Origin of the sequence: Oryzihumus leptocrescens, assembly GCF_006716205.1 — a bacterium.
Classification (GTDB): Bacteria; Actinomycetota; Actinomycetes; order Actinomycetales; family Dermatophilaceae; genus Oryzihumus; species Oryzihumus leptocrescens.
Window position 1 is genome coordinate 1,872,826 of record NZ_VFOQ01000001.1, and the last position, 20,536, is coordinate 1,893,361.

The 20,536-nt window shown below is 73.2% G+C and carries 23 protein-coding genes and 1 tRNA gene; 12 read left to right on the top strand and 12 right to left on the bottom strand.

The window, feature by feature from the left end:
* Positions 1 to 10: 10 nt before the first annotated feature.
* On the bottom strand, positions 11 to 565 hold the full coding sequence (locus FB474_RS08805) for an MOSC domain-containing protein (protein ID WP_246092101.1): 555 nt from the start codon (positions 563 to 565) through the stop codon (positions 11 to 13).
* A complete protein-coding gene (locus FB474_RS08810) occupies positions 550 to 1,128 on the bottom strand; it encodes an HIT family protein (RefSeq protein WP_141788304.1) in 579 nt (192 codons plus the stop codon). The genes FB474_RS08805 and FB474_RS08810 overlap by 16 nt, the downstream gene beginning before the upstream one ends.
* Positions 1,129 to 1,847: 719 nt before the next feature.
* On the opposite strand from FB474_RS08810, the gene FB474_RS08815 reads away from it, so the two are divergent.
* The 6 genes from FB474_RS08815 to FB474_RS08835 all read left to right on the top strand — a co-directional run bounded on the left by FB474_RS08815 (position 1,848) and on the right by FB474_RS08835 (position 5,782).
* Positions 1,848 to 2,525, top strand: a complete 678-nt coding sequence (locus FB474_RS08815) for a hypothetical protein (protein WP_141788305.1) — start codon at positions 1,848 to 1,850, stop codon at positions 2,523 to 2,525.
* Positions 2,526 to 2,586: 61 nt separating this feature from the next.
* Positions 2,587 to 3,387, top strand: a complete 801-nt coding sequence (locus tag FB474_RS08820; RefSeq protein ID WP_141788306.1) for a hypothetical protein — start codon at positions 2,587 to 2,589, stop codon at positions 3,385 to 3,387.
* Positions 3,388 to 3,397: 10 nt separating this feature from the next.
* On the top strand, positions 3,398 to 3,685 hold the full coding sequence (locus FB474_RS20965; protein WP_221632489.1) for a VOC family protein: 288 nt from the start codon (positions 3,398 to 3,400) through the stop codon (positions 3,683 to 3,685).
* Positions 3,649 to 4,074 (top strand): VOC family protein, encoded by a 426-nt coding sequence (locus FB474_RS20970; protein ID WP_246092102.1) that lies wholly within the window; start codon positions 3,649 to 3,651, stop codon positions 4,072 to 4,074. Before FB474_RS20965 ends, FB474_RS20970 begins: the two co-directional genes overlap by 37 nt.
* A gap of 90 nt (positions 4,075 to 4,164) precedes the next feature.
* Positions 4,165 to 4,518, top strand: coding sequence for a YciI family protein (locus FB474_RS08830; protein WP_141788307.1), 354 nt, complete (start codon positions 4,165 to 4,167; stop codon positions 4,516 to 4,518).
* A complete protein-coding gene (locus FB474_RS08835) occupies positions 4,505 to 5,782 on the top strand; it encodes an RNA polymerase sigma factor (RefSeq protein WP_141788308.1) in 1,278 nt (425 codons plus the stop codon). Before FB474_RS08830 ends, FB474_RS08835 begins: the two co-directional genes overlap by 14 nt.
* A 118-nt stretch (positions 5,783 to 5,900) precedes the next feature.
* On the opposite strand, the gene FB474_RS08840 is transcribed toward FB474_RS08835, so the two are convergent.
* The 3 genes from FB474_RS08840 to FB474_RS08850 all read right to left on the bottom strand — a co-directional run bounded on the left by FB474_RS08840 (position 5,901) and on the right by FB474_RS08850 (position 9,152).
* Entirely contained in the window at positions 5,901 to 6,605 is a 705-nt protein-coding gene (locus FB474_RS08840) for a M50 family metallopeptidase (RefSeq protein WP_141788309.1), read from the bottom strand.
* Between the two features lie 86 nt (positions 6,606 to 6,691).
* Positions 6,692 to 8,674, bottom strand: a complete 1,983-nt coding sequence (thrS, locus tag FB474_RS08845; protein ID WP_141788310.1) for a threonine--tRNA ligase — start codon at positions 8,672 to 8,674, stop codon at positions 6,692 to 6,694.
* A gap of 94 nt (positions 8,675 to 8,768) precedes the next feature.
* A complete protein-coding gene (locus tag FB474_RS08850) occupies positions 8,769 to 9,152 on the bottom strand; it encodes an MOSC domain-containing protein (RefSeq protein WP_141788311.1) in 384 nt (127 codons plus the stop codon).
* Positions 9,153 to 9,317: 165 nt separating this feature from the next.
* On the opposite strand from FB474_RS08850, the gene FB474_RS08855 reads away from it, so the two are divergent.
* Positions 9,318 to 9,914 (top strand): DUF1269 domain-containing protein, encoded by a 597-nt coding sequence (locus tag FB474_RS08855; protein ID WP_141788312.1) that lies wholly within the window; start codon positions 9,318 to 9,320, stop codon positions 9,912 to 9,914.
* Between the two features lie 115 nt (positions 9,915 to 10,029).
* On the opposite strand, the gene FB474_RS08860 is transcribed toward FB474_RS08855, so the two are convergent.
* The 6 genes from FB474_RS08860 to FB474_RS08885 form a co-directional block, all read right to left on the bottom strand.
* Positions 10,030 to 10,106: transfer RNA gene (locus FB474_RS08860), tRNA-Val, on the bottom strand.
* An 88-nt stretch (positions 10,107 to 10,194) separates the two neighbouring features.
* Positions 10,195 to 10,626: a TIGR02611 family protein gene (locus tag FB474_RS08865; RefSeq protein ID WP_141788313.1), complete on the bottom strand. Its 432-nt coding sequence runs from the start codon at positions 10,624 to 10,626 to the stop codon at positions 10,195 to 10,197.
* Positions 10,623 to 11,102, bottom strand: coding sequence for a GNAT family N-acetyltransferase (locus FB474_RS08870; protein WP_141788314.1), 480 nt, complete (start codon positions 11,100 to 11,102; stop codon positions 10,623 to 10,625). The genes FB474_RS08865 and FB474_RS08870 overlap by 4 nt, the downstream gene beginning before the upstream one ends.
* A complete protein-coding gene (locus FB474_RS08875) occupies positions 11,099 to 11,941 on the bottom strand; it encodes an aminotransferase class IV (RefSeq protein WP_141788315.1) in 843 nt (280 codons plus the stop codon). The genes FB474_RS08870 and FB474_RS08875 overlap by 4 nt, the downstream gene beginning before the upstream one ends.
* A complete protein-coding gene (locus FB474_RS08880; RefSeq protein WP_246092103.1) occupies positions 11,938 to 12,963 on the bottom strand; it encodes a chorismate-binding protein in 1,026 nt (341 codons plus the stop codon). Before FB474_RS08880 ends, FB474_RS08875 begins: the two co-directional genes overlap by 4 nt.
* Before the next feature lie 100 nt (positions 12,964 to 13,063).
* Positions 13,064 to 14,170 carry a TIGR03118 family protein gene (locus FB474_RS08885; RefSeq protein WP_141788317.1) on the bottom strand — a complete coding sequence of 369 codons (1,107 nt, stop codon included), beginning with the start codon at positions 14,168 to 14,170 and terminating at the stop codon, positions 13,064 to 13,066.
* A gap of 146 nt (positions 14,171 to 14,316) precedes the next feature.
* Between FB474_RS08885 and FB474_RS08890 the strand changes: the two genes are divergently transcribed.
* The 3 genes from FB474_RS08890 to FB474_RS08900 all read left to right on the top strand — a co-directional run bounded on the left by FB474_RS08890 (position 14,317) and on the right by FB474_RS08900 (position 17,995).
* Positions 14,317 to 15,960, top strand: a complete 1,644-nt coding sequence (locus tag FB474_RS08890) for a PP2C family protein-serine/threonine phosphatase (protein ID WP_141788318.1) — start codon at positions 14,317 to 14,319, stop codon at positions 15,958 to 15,960.
* A 226-nt stretch (positions 15,961 to 16,186) separates the two neighbouring features.
* Positions 16,187 to 17,155, top strand: coding sequence for a cupredoxin domain-containing protein (locus FB474_RS08895; RefSeq protein WP_141788319.1), 969 nt, complete (start codon positions 16,187 to 16,189; stop codon positions 17,153 to 17,155).
* A 204-nt stretch (positions 17,156 to 17,359) separates the two neighbouring features.
* On the top strand, positions 17,360 to 17,995 hold the full coding sequence (locus FB474_RS08900; protein WP_141788320.1) for a fasciclin domain-containing protein: 636 nt from the start codon (positions 17,360 to 17,362) through the stop codon (positions 17,993 to 17,995).
* 64 nt (positions 17,996 to 18,059) lie between these two features.
* Here FB474_RS08900 and FB474_RS08905 read toward each other — a convergent pair whose 3' ends face one another.
* Positions 18,060 to 18,389: a putative quinol monooxygenase gene (locus tag FB474_RS08905; RefSeq protein ID WP_141788321.1), complete on the bottom strand. Its 330-nt coding sequence runs from the start codon at positions 18,387 to 18,389 to the stop codon at positions 18,060 to 18,062.
* 270 nt (positions 18,390 to 18,659) lie between these two features.
* On the opposite strand from FB474_RS08905, the gene FB474_RS08910 reads away from it, so the two are divergent.
* Positions 18,660 to 19,667 carry an ABC transporter ATP-binding protein gene (locus tag FB474_RS08910; protein WP_141788322.1) on the top strand — a complete coding sequence of 336 codons (1,008 nt, stop codon included), beginning with the start codon at positions 18,660 to 18,662 and terminating at the stop codon, positions 19,665 to 19,667.
* Positions 19,664 to 20,482: an ABC transporter permease gene (locus FB474_RS08915; RefSeq protein WP_141788323.1), complete on the top strand. Its 819-nt coding sequence runs from the start codon at positions 19,664 to 19,666 to the stop codon at positions 20,480 to 20,482. The genes FB474_RS08910 and FB474_RS08915 overlap by 4 nt, the downstream gene beginning before the upstream one ends.
* Positions 20,483 to 20,536 lie beyond the last annotated feature (54 nt).

Below are 20,536 nucleotides of genomic sequence, written 5' to 3' on the forward strand. Positions count from 1 at the left end.
GCGCCGGTCCTCACACCGGCTGGAGCGGCGCTCGCGGGCCGTCCGGCAGCTCGACCTCGATGGCATCGCCCGGACGCACCTCGCCGCCCTCAAGCACGACCGCCATCACGCCGGTGCGGCGGACGACGGTGCCGTCGGGCTCCTTGCCCAGGACGAGCTTGAGCAGGCCGGGTGAGAACTCGTCGATCTGCCAGCACGGGTTGCGCAGGCCGGTCACCTCGAGCACCACGGACGACCCGACCCGGAGGCGAGCTCCCGTCGGGAGCTCGAGCAGCGCGATACCGCGGGTGGTGAGGTTCTCGCCCAGGCTCCCGGCCTGCACGGGGTGCCCGGCACCGCGGAGCTCGTCGTGCAGCTCGGCGTGCATCAGGTGGACCTGGCGCAGGTTCGGCGTCGTCGGGTCCTTCGCCATGCGGAAGAGGTGCTGCACCGTCACGCCGGCGTGGGCGTCCCCCTGGAGCCCGAGGCCCTCCAGGACCGTGGCTGTCTGGACGGGTTCCTTGCTGAAGGCGTGCTCACCGCTGACGCAGACCGCCTCGACGACGGCGCTCACCCGCGCGGCCACGCCTCGACGAGGCGCTGGCGCACGTCCTCGAGCAGCATCGGCAGGGCCTTGGTCTGGCCGATGACCGGCAGGAAGTTGGAGTCGCCGCCCCAGCGCGGGACCACGTGCTGGTGCAGGTGGGCGCGCACCCCGGCTCCTGCCACCGAGCCCTGGTTCATGCCGATGTTGTAGCCGGCCGGCGCCGACGACGCGTCGAGCGCGGCGATGGCGGCCTTGGTCAGCGCGGTGAACTCCGCCGTCTCCTCGTCGGTGAGGTCCACATAGAGGCTGACGTGGCGGTAGGGGCAGACCAGGACGTGGCCCGGGTTGTACGGGAAGAGGTTCATCACGACGTAGCAGCTCTCGCCGCGGTGGACGATCAGCCCCTCGGCGTCGCCCTTGGTGGGCGCCGCGCAGAACGGGCAGCCGTCGCCGGCGTGGTCGGTCGGGCGCTCGCCCTTGATGTACGCCATACGGTGCGGCGTCCAGAGGCGCTCGAAGCCGTCCGTGACGCCGGCGAACTCCGCCGCGGGCTCGGTCGCTCCACCCTGTGCGCGGGCCTGCTCGTCCACGTCCTGCGTCATGCGCCGATCCTATGCAGCGGCGTTGTCGGGGCGTGGCCGGGGCGTTGCCCGCCGACCATCGGCGCGCGGCTGGTGCGGTGCCCGCAGACCACTGGCCCACGGGCTGGGGCGCTGCCCATGGACCGCCGGCGGCGCGGGCGGCCCCCTCCCCTTGCGGCTGGCTTGTGGGTCTGTTGCCCATGGGCATCGCGCCTCGGGCCCGTTATCTATTCGCGGTGTTGGAACCTGGGCCGCGCCCGGGGTTGTTGCCGGCCACTCCGGCGGCTCGCGTCCCTGGCGACGCCATTGCCACCAGGGCTCCGCGGCCCATGGCATCTGGCGCAGCAGGCCCCAGCCGCGGCCGACTCGGCTGGCTCTGGCGACCGGTTCGCGCAACCGACGACAAGCCGTAGCTGCCTGCTCCGACTCGCCGCACCCACGCATGAGCGCCTCCCCCGCGGGCCCACCCCGGCCGCCGCCGCAGGGCCGAGGCGGCCTGCGTGCTCAGCTCCGTGCTCCTGGCTCTCTTACGGGCCGCCGAGTGTCGCTAGGGGCCGCCTCTCCCGTGTCGGCGTACGAAAGTGCCGATTGGCGCCTGGGCCCGTTATCTGCCTCGTCCGAGGAACCGCAACCTCCAAAGCCTGTCGGTGGTCGAACGGCTCCGTGGGTGCGTCCAGCACGAGAGCCTGCGCCCCGGACCGGCGGACAGGCACGATGACCATGTGCGCAGACATCGGTTCGTGCCCGGAGCGTTGGTGGGGCTGCTCATCGCCCTGGGAGTCGGCGTCGTCGCCACGGCCCGGCTCCGGCACCGCTCCCCCGGCGTGACGCCACACGACCGCGCCAGGGCACTTCCCGGGGACGACCTGGTGCCCGACGCCACGGTGGTCATGGACCGGGTCGGAGTGCTCTCCGCCCCGCCGGAGGAGGTCTGGCCGTGGCTGCTCCAGCTGGGCAAGGGCCGGGCCGGCTGGTACTTCCCCGCCCGGTTCGAGGTCGTCGTGCCACCGCGCCGCCGCGGGCTGCGCCACCTCGAGCCGTCGCTGCTGGAGGTGAACCACGGCGACCGTGTCCCGGACTGGGGTCCGGGCACGCCAGCTCTCGAGGTCTCGTCGGTCACCGCACCTGCCTCCTTGGTCTTCCACTCCCTGCGCGACCGCCGGAACGCCTGGCGCTGGCCGCAGGAGGGCACGGGTGCCGACCCGGCGGTCCTGGCCATGAGCTGGGCGCTCCAGCTCGACCCCGCCGACGGGGACCGCACCCGGCTGCACCTGCGGGTCCGGCTGCGGATGAGGCGCGCCAACGGGCCAGCCTCCCGGCTCGGTGACCTCGTGGACGCCGTCACCACCGGGCTGCTGTTCGCCGGCCTGTCCGAGCGCCTGCGCAGCCCGAACGCCAGGCCGGCGCCCGGAGGCTGACCGGCCTGCCTCGTCCAAAGGGGCGAGGACGCCCAAGCGGTCCGCTGCGACGCTGCCGGCTGTGACGTCCATCGCCGGGCTGCTGGAGCGCCCGCGCCGGCGCGTCGGTGTCATCCGTCCCCGCACCGCGACGCCGGCCGTGGACCTCGGCGTCCCGGCGACCGTGATGGCGTGGATCGCCACCCTGCTCCTGCTCGACCGCCACGCCTCCCTCGCGGCGCAGGGCCTGCTGGGCGCCGCCACCTGGCTGCTCCTGCTGGTGCTGACCCGTCGCGAGACCACCCCGGTGCGCATCCAGGTCGCGGTGGTGGTGCTGTTCGCCACCGCGGTGGAGTACACGTTCTCCGGCTGGCTGGGCGTCTACACCTACCGCCTCGGCAACGTCCCCTCCTTCGTCCCGCCGGGCCACGGCCTCGTGTACCTGTGCGCCCTGTCCCTGGGACGTTCGCGGCTGTTCGCGGCGCACCGGCGGGCACTGGTCACCCTCACCGTCGTGGGTGGCAGCGGGTATGCCGTGTGGGGGCTGCTCCTGTCCGCGCGCCACGACGTGCTCGGGGCCTTCTGGTTCGTGTGCCTGCTCGGCTTCCTGCGCTGGGGCCGCTCGGCCTTGCTGTTCGTCGGCGCGTTCGTGGTCGTGACCTACCTCGAGCTGCTCGGCACGGCCATCGGCACCTGGGCCTGGCAGCCAATGGACCCGTCCGGTCACATCCCGATCGGCAACCCGCCGAGCGGGGCCGCCGGCGGCTACGGCTGGTTCGACCTGGCCGCGGTGCTCGTGACCCCGGTGCTGCTGCGCGGCATACCGGTGGTGCGGCGAGCTGCCGCGACGCTCCGACCGGCACGGGCGCCGGGCGCTCACTAGGGTGCGGAGCATGGCTCTCGCGCGCTTCCGCAAGGTCTGCCTCGACGCCCGGGACCCGGTCAGGCTCGGCGCCTTCTGGGCGGCCGCGCTCGGTCGCGCCTTCGAGCCGGACGGCCGCGGCGAGGGTGGGGTGTTCGGGCCGACGCCGGGGCACACCCTGTGGTTCAACGCGGTCCCGCAGCCCCGGGAGGTCAAGCACCGGGTGCACCTGGACATCTATGCCCGCGACCTGGCCGACCTCGAGGCCTCGGCGCGAGCATCGTGCTGCCCGAGGGCGGCGACCGCCGCTGGACGGTGATGGCCGACCCCGAGGGCGGGGAGCTGTGCGCCTTCCTGCGCGAGGAGCTGCCAGCCGAGCGGCTGCACGGACTGGTCGTCGACAGCGCCGATCCGGCGGCCCAGGCCCGCTGGTGGGCGCGGGTGCTCGGCGGTGACGTGGTGGACGACCCGCGCGGCTTCTCCACCGTCGAGCACGTGCCCGGCATGCCGATCGACACCTTCGACTTCGTGCCCGTGCCCGAGCCGAAGTCGGCACCGAACCGGATCCACTGGGACACCACGGCCGCTGACGTGACGCCGCTGATAGACGCCGGCGCCACCCTGCTGCGCGCGCCAGGCGACGACATCCGGTGGCACGTGCTCGCCGACCCCGAGGGCAACGAGTTCTGCGTGATGCCCGAGAGCTGACGTCGGGCCGGGTGTCGATCCGCCCGCGCCCCGTTCGTACAGGAGGTGAGAGCCGGCACCGTGCCGGACGACCCGAGGAGGGACACCACCATGAAGCAGTACCTGCTGAGCATCTACCAGCCCGACGGCCCCATCCCCTCCGCCGACGTGCTCGAGAAGGTCGGCCGCGAGCTGCACGCGCTCAACGAGGACATCAAGGCCGCAGGCTCATGGGTCTTCACCGGCGGCCTGCACGACCCCGCCAGCGCGACCGTCGTGCGTGTCCGCGGCGGCGAGGTCCTCACGACCGACGGCCCCTACGTCGAGGGCAAGGAGCACCTCGGCGGCCTCTGGGTGGTCAACGCCCCCGACCTCGACGTCGCGCTCGGGTGGGCGGAGCGGGCGTCCCGCGCCACCACCTTGCCGATCGAGGTGCGCCCCTTCCACGACCGTGCCGAGTACTGACCGGCCCGCGGGCCACCCACCGCCGGGCACGCCTCCGGCCGTCACCGCGGAGGACGTCGGGCGCGTCTTCCGCAGCGAGTACGGCCGGGCCGTGGCCGTCCTCACCCGCGTCCTCGGCAGCATCGACGCCGCCGAGGACGCGGTGCAGGAGGCGTTCGCGGCCGCCCTGCGCACCTGGCCGCAGACGGGCATGCCGCCCAGCCCGCCCGGGTGGGTCGTCACCACCGCCCGGAACCGCGCGATCGACCGGCTCCGCCGCGAGGCCACCCGGGAGGACCGCCAGGCCCAGGCCGTGCTGCTGCACGCCCAGCTGCAGCCCGCGGAACCGACCGAGGAGGGGCCCGTGCGCGACGACCGGCTCCGGCTGCTGTTCACCTGCTGCCACCCTGCCCTGTCAACCGCCGCCCAGGTCGCCCTGACGCTGCGGCTGCTCGGTGGGCTCACCACCGCCGAGATCGCCCGCGCGTTCCTCGTGCCCGAGCCGACCATGGCCCAGCGGATCGTCCGGGCCAAGGCCAAGATCCGCGACGCCGGCATCCCCTACCGCGTCCCGCGGGAGGCCGACCTGCCGGACCGGCTGCGGGCCGTGCTCGCGGTGGTCTACCTCGTCTACAACGAGGGCTGGTCGGCGAGCTCGGGAGCGGAGCTGGTGCGCGAGGACCTCTGCGCGGAGGCGATCCGCCTCGGCCGGCTGCTCGTGGAGCTCATGCCCGACGAGCCCGAAGCCGTCGGTCTGCTCGCGCTGATGCTGCTCCTGGAGTCCCGGCGCGCGGCCAGGACCTCACCCGGAGGCGACCTGGTCCTGCTCGCCGAGCAGGACCGGGGCCGGTGGGATGCCGCGCTCGTCGCCGAGGGCCAGCGGCTCGTGCGCCAGTGCCTGCGCCGGGACCGGCCCGGGCCCTACCAGCTGCAGGCCGCCATCAACGCGGTGCACAGCGAGGCCGTGACCGCGTCCGACACCGACTGGCGGCAGGTGCTGGCGCTCTACGACCACCTGCTCGCCCTCTCCCCCACTCCCGTCGTGGCGCTCCATCGCGCGGTGGCCGTGGCCGAGGTGGAGGGGCCGGCGCCCGCGCTGGAGCTCGTCGACCACCTGGACCTGGGCGACTACCACGTGTTCCACGCCGTCCGCGCCGACCTGCTCCGCCGGCTCGGCCGCCGCCAGGAGGCCGCCGGCGCCTACGACGCAGCCCTGGCTCTGGCCGGGAACGCGCGCGAACGGGCCTTCCTGGAGCGTCGCAGGGCCGGGGTCAGCACGACGTGACCACGCTGGGAACGACCCGGTCCTGCGCCGGCCGCAGGGCCACGTCAGGTCTGCCCGTCGCGTGAGCCGCCGCCCGGTCGGGCACCGGGCGCCACGAGCGGGGACGGGCTCCCCCGGGTCACACCAGGATCCAGCTGCCCCCGAGCAGCAGCGCCCCGACGGTGACGAGGAGGAAGGTGCCCACCCACGCCAGCCCGGGCAGGTGGGTCAGCCGGGCGAGCTGGTCGGCGTCGGAGCCGGCGCCGGCCCCGCGAGAGCGCTGCACCTGCAGCTCGGCGACCGTCTTCGGTGCGGCCAGCAGCAGGAACCACGTGACGAGGTAGGCGAACGCCGACTGCGCCTGCGTGGGCAGGAACCACGACACCGCGAAGACCACGGCGCCGCTGACGAGCACGGACCACAGGCCGAAGAAGTTGCGGATCTGCAGCAGCAGCAACGCCAGCAGCAGGAGCAGCCCCCACAACAGGCCGACCGCGTGACCGGCGCCGAGCAGGGCTGCGGCGCCCAGGCCGACCAGCCCGGGTCCGACGTAGCCGGCCGCCAGGGTGAGCACCATGCCCGGGCCGCGCGGTCGGCCACGGGACGCGGTCAGCCCGGAGGTGTCGGAGTGCAGCCGGATGCCACTGAGGCGCCGACCGGTCAGGACCGCGGCCACGCCGTGCGCACCCTCGTGGGCGATGGTGACGACGTGCCGGGTCAGCGACCAGGCCGGCGACCAGAGCACCAGCACGAGCGCGACCACCGCCGCCCCGAGCACGACGTTCGACGGCGGGGCGGGCTGCACGGCATACACGCGCTGCCACACCTCGTGCACGACGTCCACGCGGGTCACCTCTCTGTCCTGCGAACGGGGCGACCCCGGACACCGCGGGTGTCCGGGGCCGCCACGGTATGCCGTGTGGCCGGGTCTCAGACCTGGGCGCGGGTCTCCACAGCGGTGACGACCTCGGCGATGGCGTCCTCGACCGGCACGCCGTTCTTCTGCGAGCCGTCGCGGTAGCGGAAGGAGACCGCACCGGCCGCCCGGTCGTCCTCGCCGGCGATGAGCACGAACGGGACCTTGGACTTGCTGGCGTTGCGGATCTTCTTCGGGAAGCGGTCGTCGGAGGCGTCCAGCTCGACGCGGATCCCCTTCTCCTTCAAGCGGTCCAGCACGCCCGAGAGGTAGTCGTTGTACTCCTCGGCGACCGGGATGCCCAGCACCTGCACCGGCGAGAGCCACACCGGGAACGCCCCTGCGTAGTGCTCGGTGAGCACACCCAGGAACCGCTCGATCGAGCCGAACTTGGCCGAGTGGATCATCACCGGCTGCTGGCGCGAGCCGTCGGCTGCCTGGTACTCCAGGCCGAAGCGCTCGGGCTGGTTGAAGTCGTACTGGATGGTCGACATCTGCCAGGTGCGCCCGATCGCGTCACGGGCCTGGACCGAGATCTTGGGGCCGTAGTAGGCGGCGCCGCCGGGGTCCATGACCAGCTCGAGGCCGGACTCGGTCGCGACGTCGCGCAGCACCTCGGTCGCCAGCTCCCACTGCTCGTCGGAGCCGATGAACTTGTCCTTCTTCTCGCCCTCGGTCTCGCGGGTCGACAGCTCGAGGTAGTAGTCGTCCATCCCGAAGTCGCGCAGCAGCGACAGGACGAAGTCGAGCAGGTGCTTGACCTCGCCCGGCGCCTGCTCGGCGGTGACGTAGGAGTGAGAGTCGTCCTGGGCGAACCCGCGCACCCGGGTCAGGCCGTGGACGACACCCGACTTCTCGTTGCGGTAGACGTGCCCGAACTCGAACAGCCGCAGGGGCAGCTCACGGTAGGAGCGGCCCCGGGAGCGGTAGATGAGGTTGTGCATCGGGCAGTTCATCGCCTTGAGGCGGTAGTCCGTGCCGTCGACGTCGAACGCCGCGAACATGCCCTCCTCGTAGTACGGCAGGTGTCCGGAGGTGTGGAACAGCTGCTCCTTGGAGATGTGGGGGGTGCCGACGTACTCGAAGCCCTCCTCGATGTGCCGACGGCGGACGTAGTCCTCCATCTCGCGCTTGATGACCCCGCCCTTGGGGTGGAACACCGGCAGACCGGAGCCGAGCTCCTCGGGGAAGGAGAACAGGTCGAGCTCGCTGCCGAGCCTGCGGTGGTCACGCTTCTCGGCCTCGGCGAGCCGGTCGAGGTAGGCCTTGAGGTCGTCCTTGGTCGGCCAGGCGGTGCCGTAGACGCGCTGCAGCTGCGGGTTCTTCTCCGACCCGCGCCAGTAGGCGGCCGCGGAACGCATCAGCTTGAACGCGTTGCCCAGGATCTTGGTGTTGGGCAGGTGCGGGCCGCGGCACAGGTCACGCCAGGCCAGCTCGCCGTCGCGGCGGTGGTTGTCGTAGATGGTCAGCTCGCCGGCACCGACCTCGGCCGAGGCGCCCTCGGCCGCCTCGGCCGCGCCGCCCTTGAGCCCGATCAGCTCGAGCTTGTAGGGCTCGTCGGCCAGTTCGGCGCGGGCCGCGTCGTCGGACACCGGCCGGCGCGAGAAGGTCTGGCCCTCGTTGATGATCCGCTGCATGACCTTCTCGAGGGCCTTGAGGTCCTCGGGGGTGAACGGCTCCTCGACGTCGAAGTCGTAGTAGAAGCCGTCGCGGATCGGCGGGCCGATGCCCAGCCTGGCCTTGGGGTTGACCTCCTGCACCGCCTGGGCCAGCACGTGGGCCGCGGAGTGGCGCAGCACGGCCAGGCCGTCCTCGGAGTCGACAGTCACCGGCTCGACGACGTCGCCGTCGGCCAGCACGTGCGCGAGGTCGCGCAGCTCGCCGCCCACCCGGGCGACGACGACGGCCTTGTCGCCCTCGAACAGGTCACCGGCCGTCGTGCCCGCCGCGACCGATCGCTCGCTTCCAGCGATGACCACGGTGATGTCGGCAGGCACGATGAGCTCCTTGGGTCGGGTGTGCGTATGCCGCCCGGTCGGGCGGTGGCGTCACGTCACCTCCGGTGACGTGCTGACGATGCTATCGGCCCGCTCAGGCGGTGGGCGCAGCAGTTTCGCCCGCGCCGACGGCCAGGAGCACGTCGCCCACGCGGAGGGAGCCCGGCGCGACCACGTCGGCGTAGACCCCGGGGCAGCCGGACGGCTTGCCGGTCACGAAGACCTCGGCCCCGCCGATGCGCAGGCGCTGTCCCACGCTGGCCTCGAGCAGCGCCGTGGGCGTGGCCACGACGAGGTTGGCGCGGGGGTGGGTGGCGACGTCCTCCTCCACCGAGACCAGGTGCAGGGCGGCCTTCTTGCGCCGGTCGCCCGCCAGGCCCCCGGCCTCGACCTCGACGTCCTCGAGCACCTGGCCGGGCTCGCCCTTGACCGGGTAGATCCGGATCTCGGTGACGTGGGGAGGCAGCTCGGCGCTCATGCTCCGAGGCTAGTCGCGCTGCCCCTCCGGGGCACCCCCACCAGGCACCCACGCCCGGCACCCTCGCCGGGGCACCCCCACCGGGTCATCCGCGCAGCATGATTCCGCGGCCCGCCGCCACGGTCACGATGGACGCTCGGACAAGCCGGGACCCGGAGGCGCGACATGGCCAGTGAGAAGGACACCCTCTACGTGATCGCCGCGGCGTACGACGACGTCGACGCCGCCGTCGCCGACTACGAGGCGGTCAAGGAGATCTACCACGAGGTGAAGACCTCGCACGACTTCGACGCCGCCGTCGTCGCCAAGGACGACGACGGCAAGGTGAAGATCGTCAAGAAGCATGAGCAGCCGACCCGCCACGGCGCGGCCGTCGGCCTGGGGTGGGGCCTCGCGGTCGGTGTGACGGCCGCACTGTTCCCGCCCGTCGGCATCGGCCTGGCCACGGCCGGAGCGGGCGGGGCAGCGATCGGCGCGGTGGCCGGCCACGCCAGCGGGGGCATGTCCCGGGGAGACCTCAAGGAGCTCGGGGAGACGCTGGACGCGGGACAGGCCGGGCTGATCGTGGTCTACGAGACCAACCTGGCCGACCAGGTCGCCGCCAACATCAAGGCCGCCAACCGGGTCATCTCCAAGGCCACGGACATGGCCGCCGACCAGCTCGCCGACGACATGCGGCGGGCCGAGCAGACCGCACCGGCCGCCCAGCCGGCGGCCACGGCGCAGGCGACCACGACCGCGCAGACCACCACGACGAGCTGAGCGTGAGGGCGCACGTCCCGGACCCGGCACGGGCCCGGGACCGCTCACCCGGGACGCTGCGCACCTCGCCGCACATGACGAAGGGCCACGACCTCGGTCGTGGCCCTTCGTCATGTGGTGGACGTGAAGGGACTCGAACCCCTGACCTCTCGCGTGTGAAGCGAACGCTCTAACCAACTGAGCTACACGTCCGGGCGATCCGGCCGGAGCCGTCTCGACGGAGTGGAACAATAGCCGCTCGACGGGCCGGCGCACCAATCGCCCCACCCGGCACCGGATCTCACAGCCCCAGCGTGCTCTCCAGCCAGTGCTCCCAGGAGTCCGGGAGCAGCCCCGGCGGGCCCTGCCAGAGCAGGTAGGCGTAGACGACGGCCAGCACGAACGCGCACGTCAGCAGCGAGACCGCGACCTTGACCCACCAGGGCTGGAGCTTGAGCCAGTCGGTCCAGGCGTCGAGCCGCCGGCGGGCGTGGTGCAGCAGCCGCTGGGCCCAGGCGAACTCCGAGGCGAGCACGGCCAGGCCGAGGAACACGATGAGCCACCCCGGGCCGGGGGCCGGGACGAGCACCAGGCCCCCGACCGTGATCGCGGCACCGACGAGTGCCACGGCGATCCGGTAGATGCGGCGGGAGTGCGGGTTCGAGCGGATCCGGCGGCGCCAGGCCCAGTCGTCGGCCTCGATGGGAGTGTCGTGGTCGGCGTCGTGGCTCACGGCATCAGCTTCTTGGCCATGTTCACCGCGGTCTCGGCGTAGCCCAGCGAGCCGTACAGCGCCCGGGCCACGGTGTTGCCGCCGAAGACGTTGAGCCCGATCTCGGCCGCACCGCGGTCCCGCGCCCAGCCCTCGGCCCAGGTCATCAGCTCGCGCCCCAGCCCCTTGCCGCGGTGCGCCTGGGCCACCTCCACGTCGAAGACCCACACCGCGGTGCCGACGGCGTGCGGGCGCTCGTGCAGCCACAGCTGACCGGCCACCTCGCCGGTCTCGCCGTCGCGGGCGAGGAACAGGTGGTGACCCTCCCCCGGCCGGCCTTCGGGGAAGTACTCGGCCATCTGCTCGGCGGCGATGCGCCGGGCGTCGCCCTCGTCCTCCCCGCCGAGGTCCACGCGCTGGCGCACGTAGCCCTCCTCGGACCGGACCCGGTAGTCGTCGACCTCGGCCTCGGTCATCGGGTCCAGCTGCAGGCTCACGGGTCGTTCCTCTCGCGGGACAGTCGGGCGAAGACGTCGGCGGCGGCCTGCGTCACCGGGCCGACGGGCAGCTCGCGCCCGTCGACGGCGTGCACGGGCAGGACGTCCTTGGTGGAGGAGGTGATGAAGACCTCGTCGGCGGTGGTGAGCAGGTCCATCGGCAGCGTCGCCTCGCGCACCGGGATGCCCGCCTCCCGGCACCACTCGATGACCAGCCCGCGGGTGATGCCCGGCAGCAGCCCGGACTCCACCGGTGGGGTGAGCACCTCGCCGTCCACGACGACGAACACGTTGGACCCGGTGCCCTCGCACAGCTCGCCGCGCGTGTTGGCGAAGATCGCCTCCAGCCCGCCACGCTCCTTGGCGTAGGCCAGCGCGACGACGTTCTCGGCGTACGACGTGGTCTTCAGGCCAACCGTCGCGCTGCGCTCGTTGCGGGTCCACGGCACGGTGACGACCTTGCAGGACGCCGGGGGCAGCGGCTGGGCGCCGGCGGTGACGATGTAGGTCAGGGCCGACTCGTCGCGGTCGGACCCCAGCGGCCCCGCTCCCCCCGTGACGCTCCAGCGCAGGCGCCCGAACGCGATCGGCTCGCCGGAGAGCACGTCCTCGATGCCCTTGGCGATGAGGTCGTGGTCGGCGGCCGGCAGGCCCAGGCCGGCCAGCGACCGGTCGAGGCGCCGGGAGTGCCGGGTCAGCGCGAACACCGCCCCGTCGGCGACCTTGGCCGTCTCGAACACCCCGTCCCCCACGGTCACCCCGTGGTCCAGGGCCGCGATCGAGGGCGCACCGGCGTCCACCCGCTGCCCGTTGACCCACACGCGCACGTCGTTGCTCATGCCTTGACCCTTCCAGATGCCAGTCCGATGAGGCGAGCGGCTTTGAGCCGCGTCTCCTCCCACTCCTGCTCGGGGTCCGACCCCCACGTGATGCCCGCACCGGTGCCGAACCGCAGCCACCGTTGCCCCGCCGCGTCCCGCTCGGCCCAGAAGGTGCGGATGCCCACGGCGAGGTCGGCCTCGTCCCGGTCGGCGTCGACCCAGCCCACCGCCCCGCAGTACGGCCCGCGCGGGCCCGGCTCCAGCGCCGCGATGGCCGCGAGCGCCGAGGACTTCGGCGCCCCGGACACCGAGCCCGGCGGGAGCGTGGCCGCGGCGATCTGCGGCCAGGTGACCCCGGGGCGCAGCGAGCCGGACACCGTCGTGACCAGGTGGGCCAGCCCGGGGTGCTCCTCGGTGGCGCAGAGGGCGTCGACGCGGACCGTGCCCTCCCGGCACACGTGGGACAGGTCGTTGCGGACCAGGTCGGCGATCATGACGTTCTCGGCGTAGTCCTTGGCCAGCATCTGCCCCGCCGCCGGCGCAGTCCCCTTGATCGGGCGGGACTCCAGCCGGTCCCCCCGCCGGCTCAGGAACAGCTCGGGGCTCGCGCAGGCCACCTCCAGCCCCGCGCCCGGCACCCGGATGAGCGCGGCGTGCGGGGCCGGGTTGCCGGCGGCCAGCAGGCCCGCGAGCGCCTCGAGGTCCGCGTCCTCGGGCAGCGGGTGGCTCATCACCCGGCAGAGGTTGACCTGGTAGACGTCACCGGCGGCCACGTGCCGCCGGATGGAACGCACACCCTCCCGGTATGCCGTGCCGTCCAGGGTCATCTGCCACTCCCCTTCCAGCGGCGACCAGTCCACGCACGGCGCGGCCCACGGCATACGCGTGGTGGGGCGCACGTCGGCGAAGCGGACACAGGTGGCCTGACCCTCGAAGGTGACCACGACGGCCCAGAACCCACCCTCGTCGAGGCAGGCCAGGTCGTGCCGCACGTCGAGGACCCCCCTGGCCTCCCAGTCGGTGAAGCGGGCGAGGTCCACGCGGCGATCATAGGTTCCCCGGCGGCACGCCCCGGCACAGGATGGGCCCCGGTCGCCGCGACCGGGGCCCATCCCCTCCCTGCGCCCAATCCCGGGACGCTCAGCCCTGGGACCGCAGGATCCCGAGCAGGCCGTGCGCCTCGCTGCCGGGGCCGGCGCTGAACCACACGTCGCTCCTGGCGCCCGCGGTGCCGTTGCCGGGCAGCAGGCCCCACAGGCCGTCGATCACGAGGGGGCTGCCGTTCGAGCCACGCAGGGTCGCCTCGAGGTGGCCGGTGCGCGGGTCCACCGCGTGGATGCGCCCGTCGCCGAAGTTCCCGACGAGCAGGTCACCGGCCAGCGAGCCGAAGCCGTCGGGGGCGATGGCCAACCCCCACGGGGAGTTCAGGAACCCTCGGTGCAGCAGCTGGCGCACGAAGTGGCCGGAGCGGTCGTAGACGTTGACGAAGCCGTTGCCGGCACCGGCCACGTCGTCGTGCCGGGCACTGTCCTGCTTGGCGTAGCTGACGTAGACCCGGCCGCCCAGGACCGCCACGTTGAACGGGGCGTACCCGGCGGGCACGCCGACCGGGGAGAACTGTCCGGCGGACGTGACCTTGTGGAAGGCACCGTCGTAGACGTCGACCCGTCCGGAGTGGAAGTTGGCCAGCAGCAGCACCGGGTGGCCCGGGCGCTGCAGCAGCGCGATGCCCTTCCACACCGTGTTGGCCGGGTGGGCGACCTCCACGGCGTGGGAGGTGTCCCCGGTGAGGTTCCACGCCGTCAGGTCCCCGCCCTCGCCGGCGAAGACGAACCGGGCCGGTCCGGAGCGCCCACCACCGTGCAGGACGAAGGAGGTGGTGGGGTTGAACAGGTTCCCGGTGGGCGCGCCGCCGGGGATGGTCACGGTCAGCGGGACCTTGGACACGCTCTTGCCGGGCTGGGCGCCCGTGTAGAGCGTGGCACGGTCGCTGCCGTTGTCCGACACCCAGACCGGCGTGGTCGGCCCGGCCGACAGGCCCCACGCGTTGACGAGGTCGTGGTCGGTGAGGCGTGCGTGGCCGGAGGTGTCGGCGACGAGGTTCAGCTGGCGGAAGCGGTCGGTGGGCGCGCCGGCGTGGGCCACGGGCAGGGCCGCCGTGGCCAGGGCCAGGGCCAGGGCGCCGGCGGCCATGACGGCACGCCGGGCCGGTACGGACCCGCGCAGGGTCCAGGGGCTCGACAACATGAGGGCCTCCCTCGGGGAGCGGTGGGGGGCACGCGCCTCCCGGGTGGTGGCGCGACGCCATACCGGTATCCACGAGGCGTCACCGGGACGGGTTCACCCGGCGAGGCGGTACCCCCGGTCGGGGTGACCGCTCTACGGTGAGGGGCATGGGCCACAGCCCGCACAGGGGGATGGGCACCGCCGCGCAGCCCTCGCTGCACCGGCGGGTGCTGGTCGCAGCCTGTGTCCTCGCGCTGCTCCTGGCCGGTACCGCGCTGGCGGTGGGCGCGGCGCTGCGGCGGGTCGAGGCCCAGCAGGACCTGGTGCGGCAGCGCCTCCAGCCGGGCAGCGAGCAGGTGCGCTCCCTGCTCGCAGACGTCGTCGACCAGGAGACCGGTCAGCGTGGCTACGTCATCACCGGCGACCCGACGTTCCTGGAGCCCTACAAGCTCGGCCAGACCGCCGGCGAGACGCGGATCGCGTCGCTGCGTCGCACCTTCGACGCCGACCCCGGGGTCCTCAGGGTCGTCGACCAGGTCGAGGCTGACCTGGCGCAGTGGCACCACCTGGGGGCCGACCCGGAGATCGCCGCCGCCCGGGCCGGCGACCCCGCACGGGCCCGGGCGCTGATCGCCCAGGGCCGGGGCAAGGCGGCGTTCGACGCGCTGCGCAGCCACCTCGCAGACCTGCAGACCCGCATCGACAGCCTGCATGCCGGCGCCACCCGGTCCGTGCAGGAGGCCAACGCCGTGCTGGCCCGCACCATCACCGCCAGCGCAGGCCTGCTCGTGCTGCTGGTCCTCTGGACCGGGCTGCTGCTGCGGCTCTGGGTGCTGCGACCCATCGAGGCGCTGCGCGCCAGCATGCGCCGGGTCGCCGAGGGCCACCTGGACGAGCCCGTCGAGGCCCTGGGCCCACCCGAGGTCGCGGCCATCGGCACGGACGCCGAGAGCATGCGGCGCCGCATCCTCGACGAGGTCGACGCGGCGAGGGCCGCCGGGGCCGCCCTCGCGCAGCACAGCCCCGTCGTGGCTGGACTGCGCGCCGAGCTCGCGGCCCGGACCGGCGGGACCCTGCCGGGAGTCACCCTCGCCGGTGCGCTGCGTCCGGCCGAGGGGGTCCTGGCCGGCGACTGGTGGGACGCCGTACGGCGACCGGACGGCACCGTCGTCGTGCTCCTGGCCGACGTCTCCGGCCATGGCGCCGACGCCGGCCTCGTGGCCGCGCGCTTCAAGCACCGGCTGACCGCTCTGCTGGACACCCGCCTGGAGCTGGACGAGGTCTTCGCCACCGCCGCGGAGGACCTCGGCGGCGACGACGAGCGGTTCCTGTCCTGCCTGGTCATCGCCGTCGACCCGCTCACCGGGACGTTGGGGTGGATCAACGCCGGCCACCCCCCGGCGGTGATCGTCCAGCGGCACCGGACCGGCCTCGAGGCACGCGAGCTCGGGCCCACCGGTCCGCTCCTGAGCTCGGTCAGCTCGGGGTGGCAGGTCGAGCACACCACCATGGAGCCCACCGAGCTGCTCCTGGCCTTCACCGACGGCGTCAGCGAGGCGCGACGGGGCCATGAGGCGGGGTCTGCGGAGTTCGGGACCGACGGAGTGCTGGCCACCCTCGGGGGGCTGGGCGCGTGGTCACCGGAGCGGGCCGTCGCGGAGATCCTTGAGGCGGTGCGCCAGCACGCCGACAACTGGCACCGCGACGACGTCACCGTCGTCGCCCTCACGCTCGACGGCCGGCCGGCTGCCCCCGGGCACCCGGTCGCCGTCCCGGTGACGGCACAGACCGGCGTCGCCCCCGCCTACTGAGCCACCGACGGCGCCCGGCGAGCCACTGACGGGCCTGCGTCATCGCTCGCCCCTTTGCGGGAGCCGCGCCCCTCTGGCACGGACGAGGATCGGCCACGGATGACCCCCACCGGCCCGCCCGCGCCGGTCGGCCGCCGCACCCGAGACCGGCGCCAGGACCTCAGGCGGGAGCCCTCCCAGCCCGTCCGTCCCCGACGGGCTGCCCGTCATCCCCCGGAGGAGACCCATGAGTTCCCCACGACCCCCACGCCCCCTGCGGCGCTTGCGCTGGGTGCTGGCCGCCCTCTGCGCCGTGACCCTGGCCGTCGCGTTCACCGCGCCGGCGAGCGCCACCAGCGCCTCGACGTCCCATGCGCGCACCTGGCGCGTGTCCGTCGGGGCGGAGTCCCACGACATGGCCATCCAGACCATGGCGTTCATGCCCGGCACGATCTGGGTGAACGCCGGTGACAGCATCCTGTGGACCGTCCGTGCCGGCGAGTTCCACACCGTCACCTTCCTCGCCTCCGGCCAGAAGCTGCCGGAGTTCAACCCCTTCGACCCGATGCACGTGAAGCGTCAGGGCGGGAGCAGGTACGACGGCCACTCGTACTACAACTCCGGCCTGCTCTCGAACCAGGGCAGCAACTCGGGGTTCCCGGCCGGCTCCACCTACACCCTGACGTTCCCCAACACCGGCACCTTCACCTACTGGTGCCTCGTCCACGGCATGTTCATGAAGGGCACCGTGCACGTGCGCGCCGCCGGCACGAAGTACCCCTTCAGCCAGGCCGACTACAACCGCCAGGCTGACCACAAGAAGGCGGCCGACCTGCGTGACGGGCACCGCCTGTGGGACGCCACGTCGGACAAGGCGGACGCGGCCAAGGGCACGGTCTATGCCGGCGCCGATGATGACGTCGCCATGGTGATGCGGTTCATCAACCGGCACGTGACGGTCCACGTGGGCGACAGCATCACCTGGAAGGACCCGGGCATGATCGTCCCGCACACCATCACCTTCGGGCCGGAGCGGTCGAACATCTTCGTGCCCTACGGCGACCCGAAGCACTTTGCCGGAGGGCAGCTCAACTCCGGCCTCCTGCTGCCCGGACACGACTTCACGGTCACGTTCACCAAGGCCGGGAAGTACTCCTACATCTGCGGACTGCACGACTTCCTGGGCATGGTCGGGACGGTGGTGGTCACCAGCTAGGCCGCCTCACCGCGCGACGGCGCGGGATGGGCCACGGCGGCCCGCCCGCGCCGTTCCCGTCCCGGCGCGCGAGCCCGGACGGGCGGCCGCCGGCCGGCACGCCGGCCACGACGTGAGCAGGCGCCATCCACGATCCGCCCGCCTCCGAACACCTGGTGGACCGGTCGTCCCCGGACCGGTCGCCCGTCACGAGAGGATCACCTGATGAAGCTCCGTCGCCTGTCCGTCGCCCTGGCCGCGCTGCTGGCCCCGGTCGCCGCCGCCCCGGTCGCCTCGGCGGCCCCGGCCCACGCGGCCAACCCGTCCGGCACGCGCAGCCTGGCTGCCGTGCTGACGTCCCGCGGATACGCCTTCGACCACAACTGGCACGACTACGACATCCTCACCCACGCGGTCCTGGCGGTCCTCGCCGCCAAGCCCCACAGCCCCGTCACGGTGCTCACCGACGGGACCCGGCCGCTGACGGCCTTCCTGCCGGACGACCGCGCCTTCCGGCGCCTGGCGCAGGACCTCACCGGCCGGGAGCTGCACAGCGAACAGGCCGTCTTCGACGCGCTGGTGCAGAAGGCCGGCGTCAACACCATCGAGTCGGTGCTGCTCTACCACGTCGTCCCGGGCGCCACCATCGACGCGGCGACGGCACGGCACTCGGACGGCGCCAGGCTCACCACCGCGCTGGGTGGCGCGACGGTGACCGTCGACGTGGACGGCCGCCGGATCTCGCTGGTGGACAAGGACCCGAACAGCGCCAACCCCGCGGTCACGGTGCCCGACATCAACGAGGGCAACCGGCAGATCGCGCACGGCATCAGTCGGGTCCTGCGGCCGCTCGACCTCTGAGCGCCACGCAGCGGAGGGTGGCCGACATGGGGACGGCCACCCTCCTGGCATCTGCGGACACCGGTCAGCTTCCGGGAACGGCCATCTCACCCAGCTCGGACCAGTCGGTCCCCTCGACCGTGACGTTGACGATCTTCGGGGTGCGCACGAGGTAGGCGGGCAGCTCGGCCGTGGCCGTGCGGAAGTGCTCGCTCTGCACGTGCGCGCCGCCGGCGGCCTCGTCACGGAACGCCTCGACCAGGACGTACTCCTGCGGGTCGTCCAGGCTGCGGGACCAGTCGAACCACAGGCATCCCGGTTCGGCCCGCGTCGCCTCGGTGAAGCGCTGCGAGATCTGCGGCCAGGCGTCGGCGTGCTCGGGCTTGACCTGGAACTTGGCGGTGATGAAGATCAACGCGCTCCTCCTCCGTGTCGGCTCGGCCGGAGCCTGCTGCGTGCCGGCCCTGCCGGAATCCTGCTGCGGATCGCGGGTCGGAGCCACCCGGCGTACCCACCCGTCACCCTGCGAGCGCACCCCGGGTTACGCCGTCCTCCCCCTGCCCGCCGTAGGCCGGCTCACCCGGCTCCGTCGCCCGGCATAGACAGTTCGGACGAGCCCGGGGCCCCGAACCGCGAGTACCACAGGTCACAGGGGATGCACAGGTACTGCGGCGAGGAGGGTGGCATGACGACCGAGACCAGCAACGGACACGTGGAGGAGCCCCGGGTCATCCTGTCGGCCGAGGGACTGCGCAAGAGCTACGGCACCCACCAGGCGTTGAAGAACCTCTCGTTCACCCTCCGCGCCGGACGGGTCCTCGGCTTCCTCGGCCCGAACGGGGCGGGCAAGACGACCTCCATCCGCATCCTCACGACCATCCTCCCGCCGTCCGCCGGGCGCTTCGTCGTCGACGGGGTCACCTCGGACCACCCCGAGCAGATCCGGCGCCGGATCGGCGTGCTGCCCGAAGGGCTGGGGTTCCCCCGGGAGCTCACCGGCGCGCGGTACCTCAGCTACTACGGCCAGCTGTTCGGCAGCTCCTCGCACGAGGCCCGCAGCACGGCCGAGGCCCTGCTGCAGGAGGTCGGTCTGCAGAACCGTGGCCACTCCCCCATCGGCTCCTACAGCCACGGCATGCGCCAGCGGCTCGGCATCGCCCGCGCGCTCGTGAACGACCCCGCCGTGCTGTTCTTCGACGAGCCCACGCTGGGCCTGGACCCGCGCGGCCAGCGGGAGCTCCTCACGATGGTGCAGGGGATCGCCCGGGACCGGGGCAAGGGGGTCGTGCTCTCCAGCCACCTGCTCGCCGAGATCGAGGGCGTCTGCGACGACGTCGTCATCATGAACGCCGGCGAGGTCGTGGCGCGGGGGACGGTCGCCGAGGTGATCGGCCAGGCCAGCCACCGCAGCGGCATCGCGATGCGGGTGCGCGTTCCCGTCGGCGAGGTGCCCGCCGCCTGCGGCCTGATCGCGACGCTGCCGAGCGTCCGTGCGGCCACACCGGACGACTCCACCGGCTGGATCGGCGTGGAGCTGCGCCAGCTCGACGGTGCCACAGCGGCGGACCCGCGACTGGTCAACGCGATGCTCGAGTCGCTCATCCGTGCGGACACGCCCATCCTCGGGCTGGACGCCGGCAGCGGGCGCCTGGAGGACGTCTTCCTGCAGCTGACCGCCGAGGCGATCCGGTGACCACCGGGACGCTGGCCGCCCCGCTGGCGCCGGCCCACCGGTCGTCCGCGCCGGTCTGGTGGCTCGTCCTGCGGCAGGAGCTGACCGAGCTCTGGATGGGCGGCCGGGTGCTGACCTACCTGGTGCTCTACGGCCTGCTCATGTCCCTGACCGCGTTCCTGCTCGCCACCAACACCGAGCTCAACCTGCTCCCGCTGCGGCAGAACATCGTCGTGGCCGTCACCTCGGCGCTCACCTTCGGACTGTTCATCGGCCTGGCCATCGGTGCCGAGAGCGTCAGCGGCGAGCGCGAGCGGGCGACGCTCGAGCCGTTGCTGCTCACCCCCTGCAGCCCCCGACAGGTGGTGGGCGGCAAGTTCCTCTCGGCCATGTCGGCCTGGCCGGCAGCCATGCTCCTGACGCTGCCCTACCTCGTGGTGCTGGCGCAGGGGCACGCGGTGCTCGGGTCGGCACTGGTCTGGGGAGGCGTCGTCGGGACGCTGCTCGCCACCATGTTCGTCGGCATCTCGCTCATCGTGAGCATCTGGTCCGAGTCCAGCAGGGTGAGCCTGTTCATCTGCCTCCTCGTGTACGCCGCCTCCCTCATCCCCGCCCAGCTGCCCACCGAGTTCCTCCGGTCGCCGGCCGGCGTGGCGCTCACGCTGGTCGACCCCGTGGAATCGGCCAGCCAGTTCCTCGACCGGGTCGTCGGCTCGGGGCAGCAGCTCTCCCAGGCCTGGCCCTACCTGGCCTCGCCCGTCGTCGCGTCCCTGCTCACCCTCGCCGCCCTGTTCGGCTACGCCGCGCCGCGGCTGCGCCTGATGGCCCGCGCATGACCACCCCCGCCCACCCGAACCCGCCCCGCCCCAGCCAGGGCCCGAGCACCCAGG

Coding starts and splice junctions, on each gene's coding strand:
- FB474_RS08810 (WP_141788304.1), bottom strand. CDS start 1,128: ATGACGCAGGACGTGGACGAGCAGGCCCGCGCACAGGGTGGAGCGACC.
- FB474_RS20965 (WP_221632489.1), top strand. CDS start 3,398: ATGGCTCTCGCGCGCTTCCGCAAGGTCTGCCTCGACGCCCGGGACCCG.
- FB474_RS08830 (WP_141788307.1), top strand. CDS start 4,165: ATGAAGCAGTACCTGCTGAGCATCTACCAGCCCGACGGCCCCATCCCC.
- FB474_RS08850 (WP_141788311.1), bottom strand. CDS start 9,152: ATGAGCGCCGAGCTGCCTCCCCACGTCACCGAGATCCGGATCTACCCG.
- FB474_RS08855 (WP_141788312.1), top strand. CDS start 9,318: ATGGCCAGTGAGAAGGACACCCTCTACGTGATCGCCGCGGCGTACGAC.
- FB474_RS08875 (WP_141788315.1), bottom strand. CDS start 11,941: ATGAGCAACGACGTGCGCGTGTGGGTCAACGGGCAGCGGGTGGACGCC.
- FB474_RS08885 (WP_141788317.1), bottom strand. CDS start 14,170: ATGTTGTCGAGCCCCTGGACCCTGCGCGGGTCCGTACCGGCCCGGCGT.
- FB474_RS08890 (WP_141788318.1), top strand. CDS start 14,317: ATGGGCCACAGCCCGCACAGGGGGATGGGCACCGCCGCGCAGCCCTCG.
- FB474_RS08895 (WP_141788319.1), top strand. CDS start 16,187: ATGAGTTCCCCACGACCCCCACGCCCCCTGCGGCGCTTGCGCTGGGTG.
- FB474_RS08900 (WP_141788320.1), top strand. CDS start 17,360: ATGAAGCTCCGTCGCCTGTCCGTCGCCCTGGCCGCGCTGCTGGCCCCG.
- FB474_RS08910 (WP_141788322.1), top strand. CDS start 18,660: ATGACGACCGAGACCAGCAACGGACACGTGGAGGAGCCCCGGGTCATC.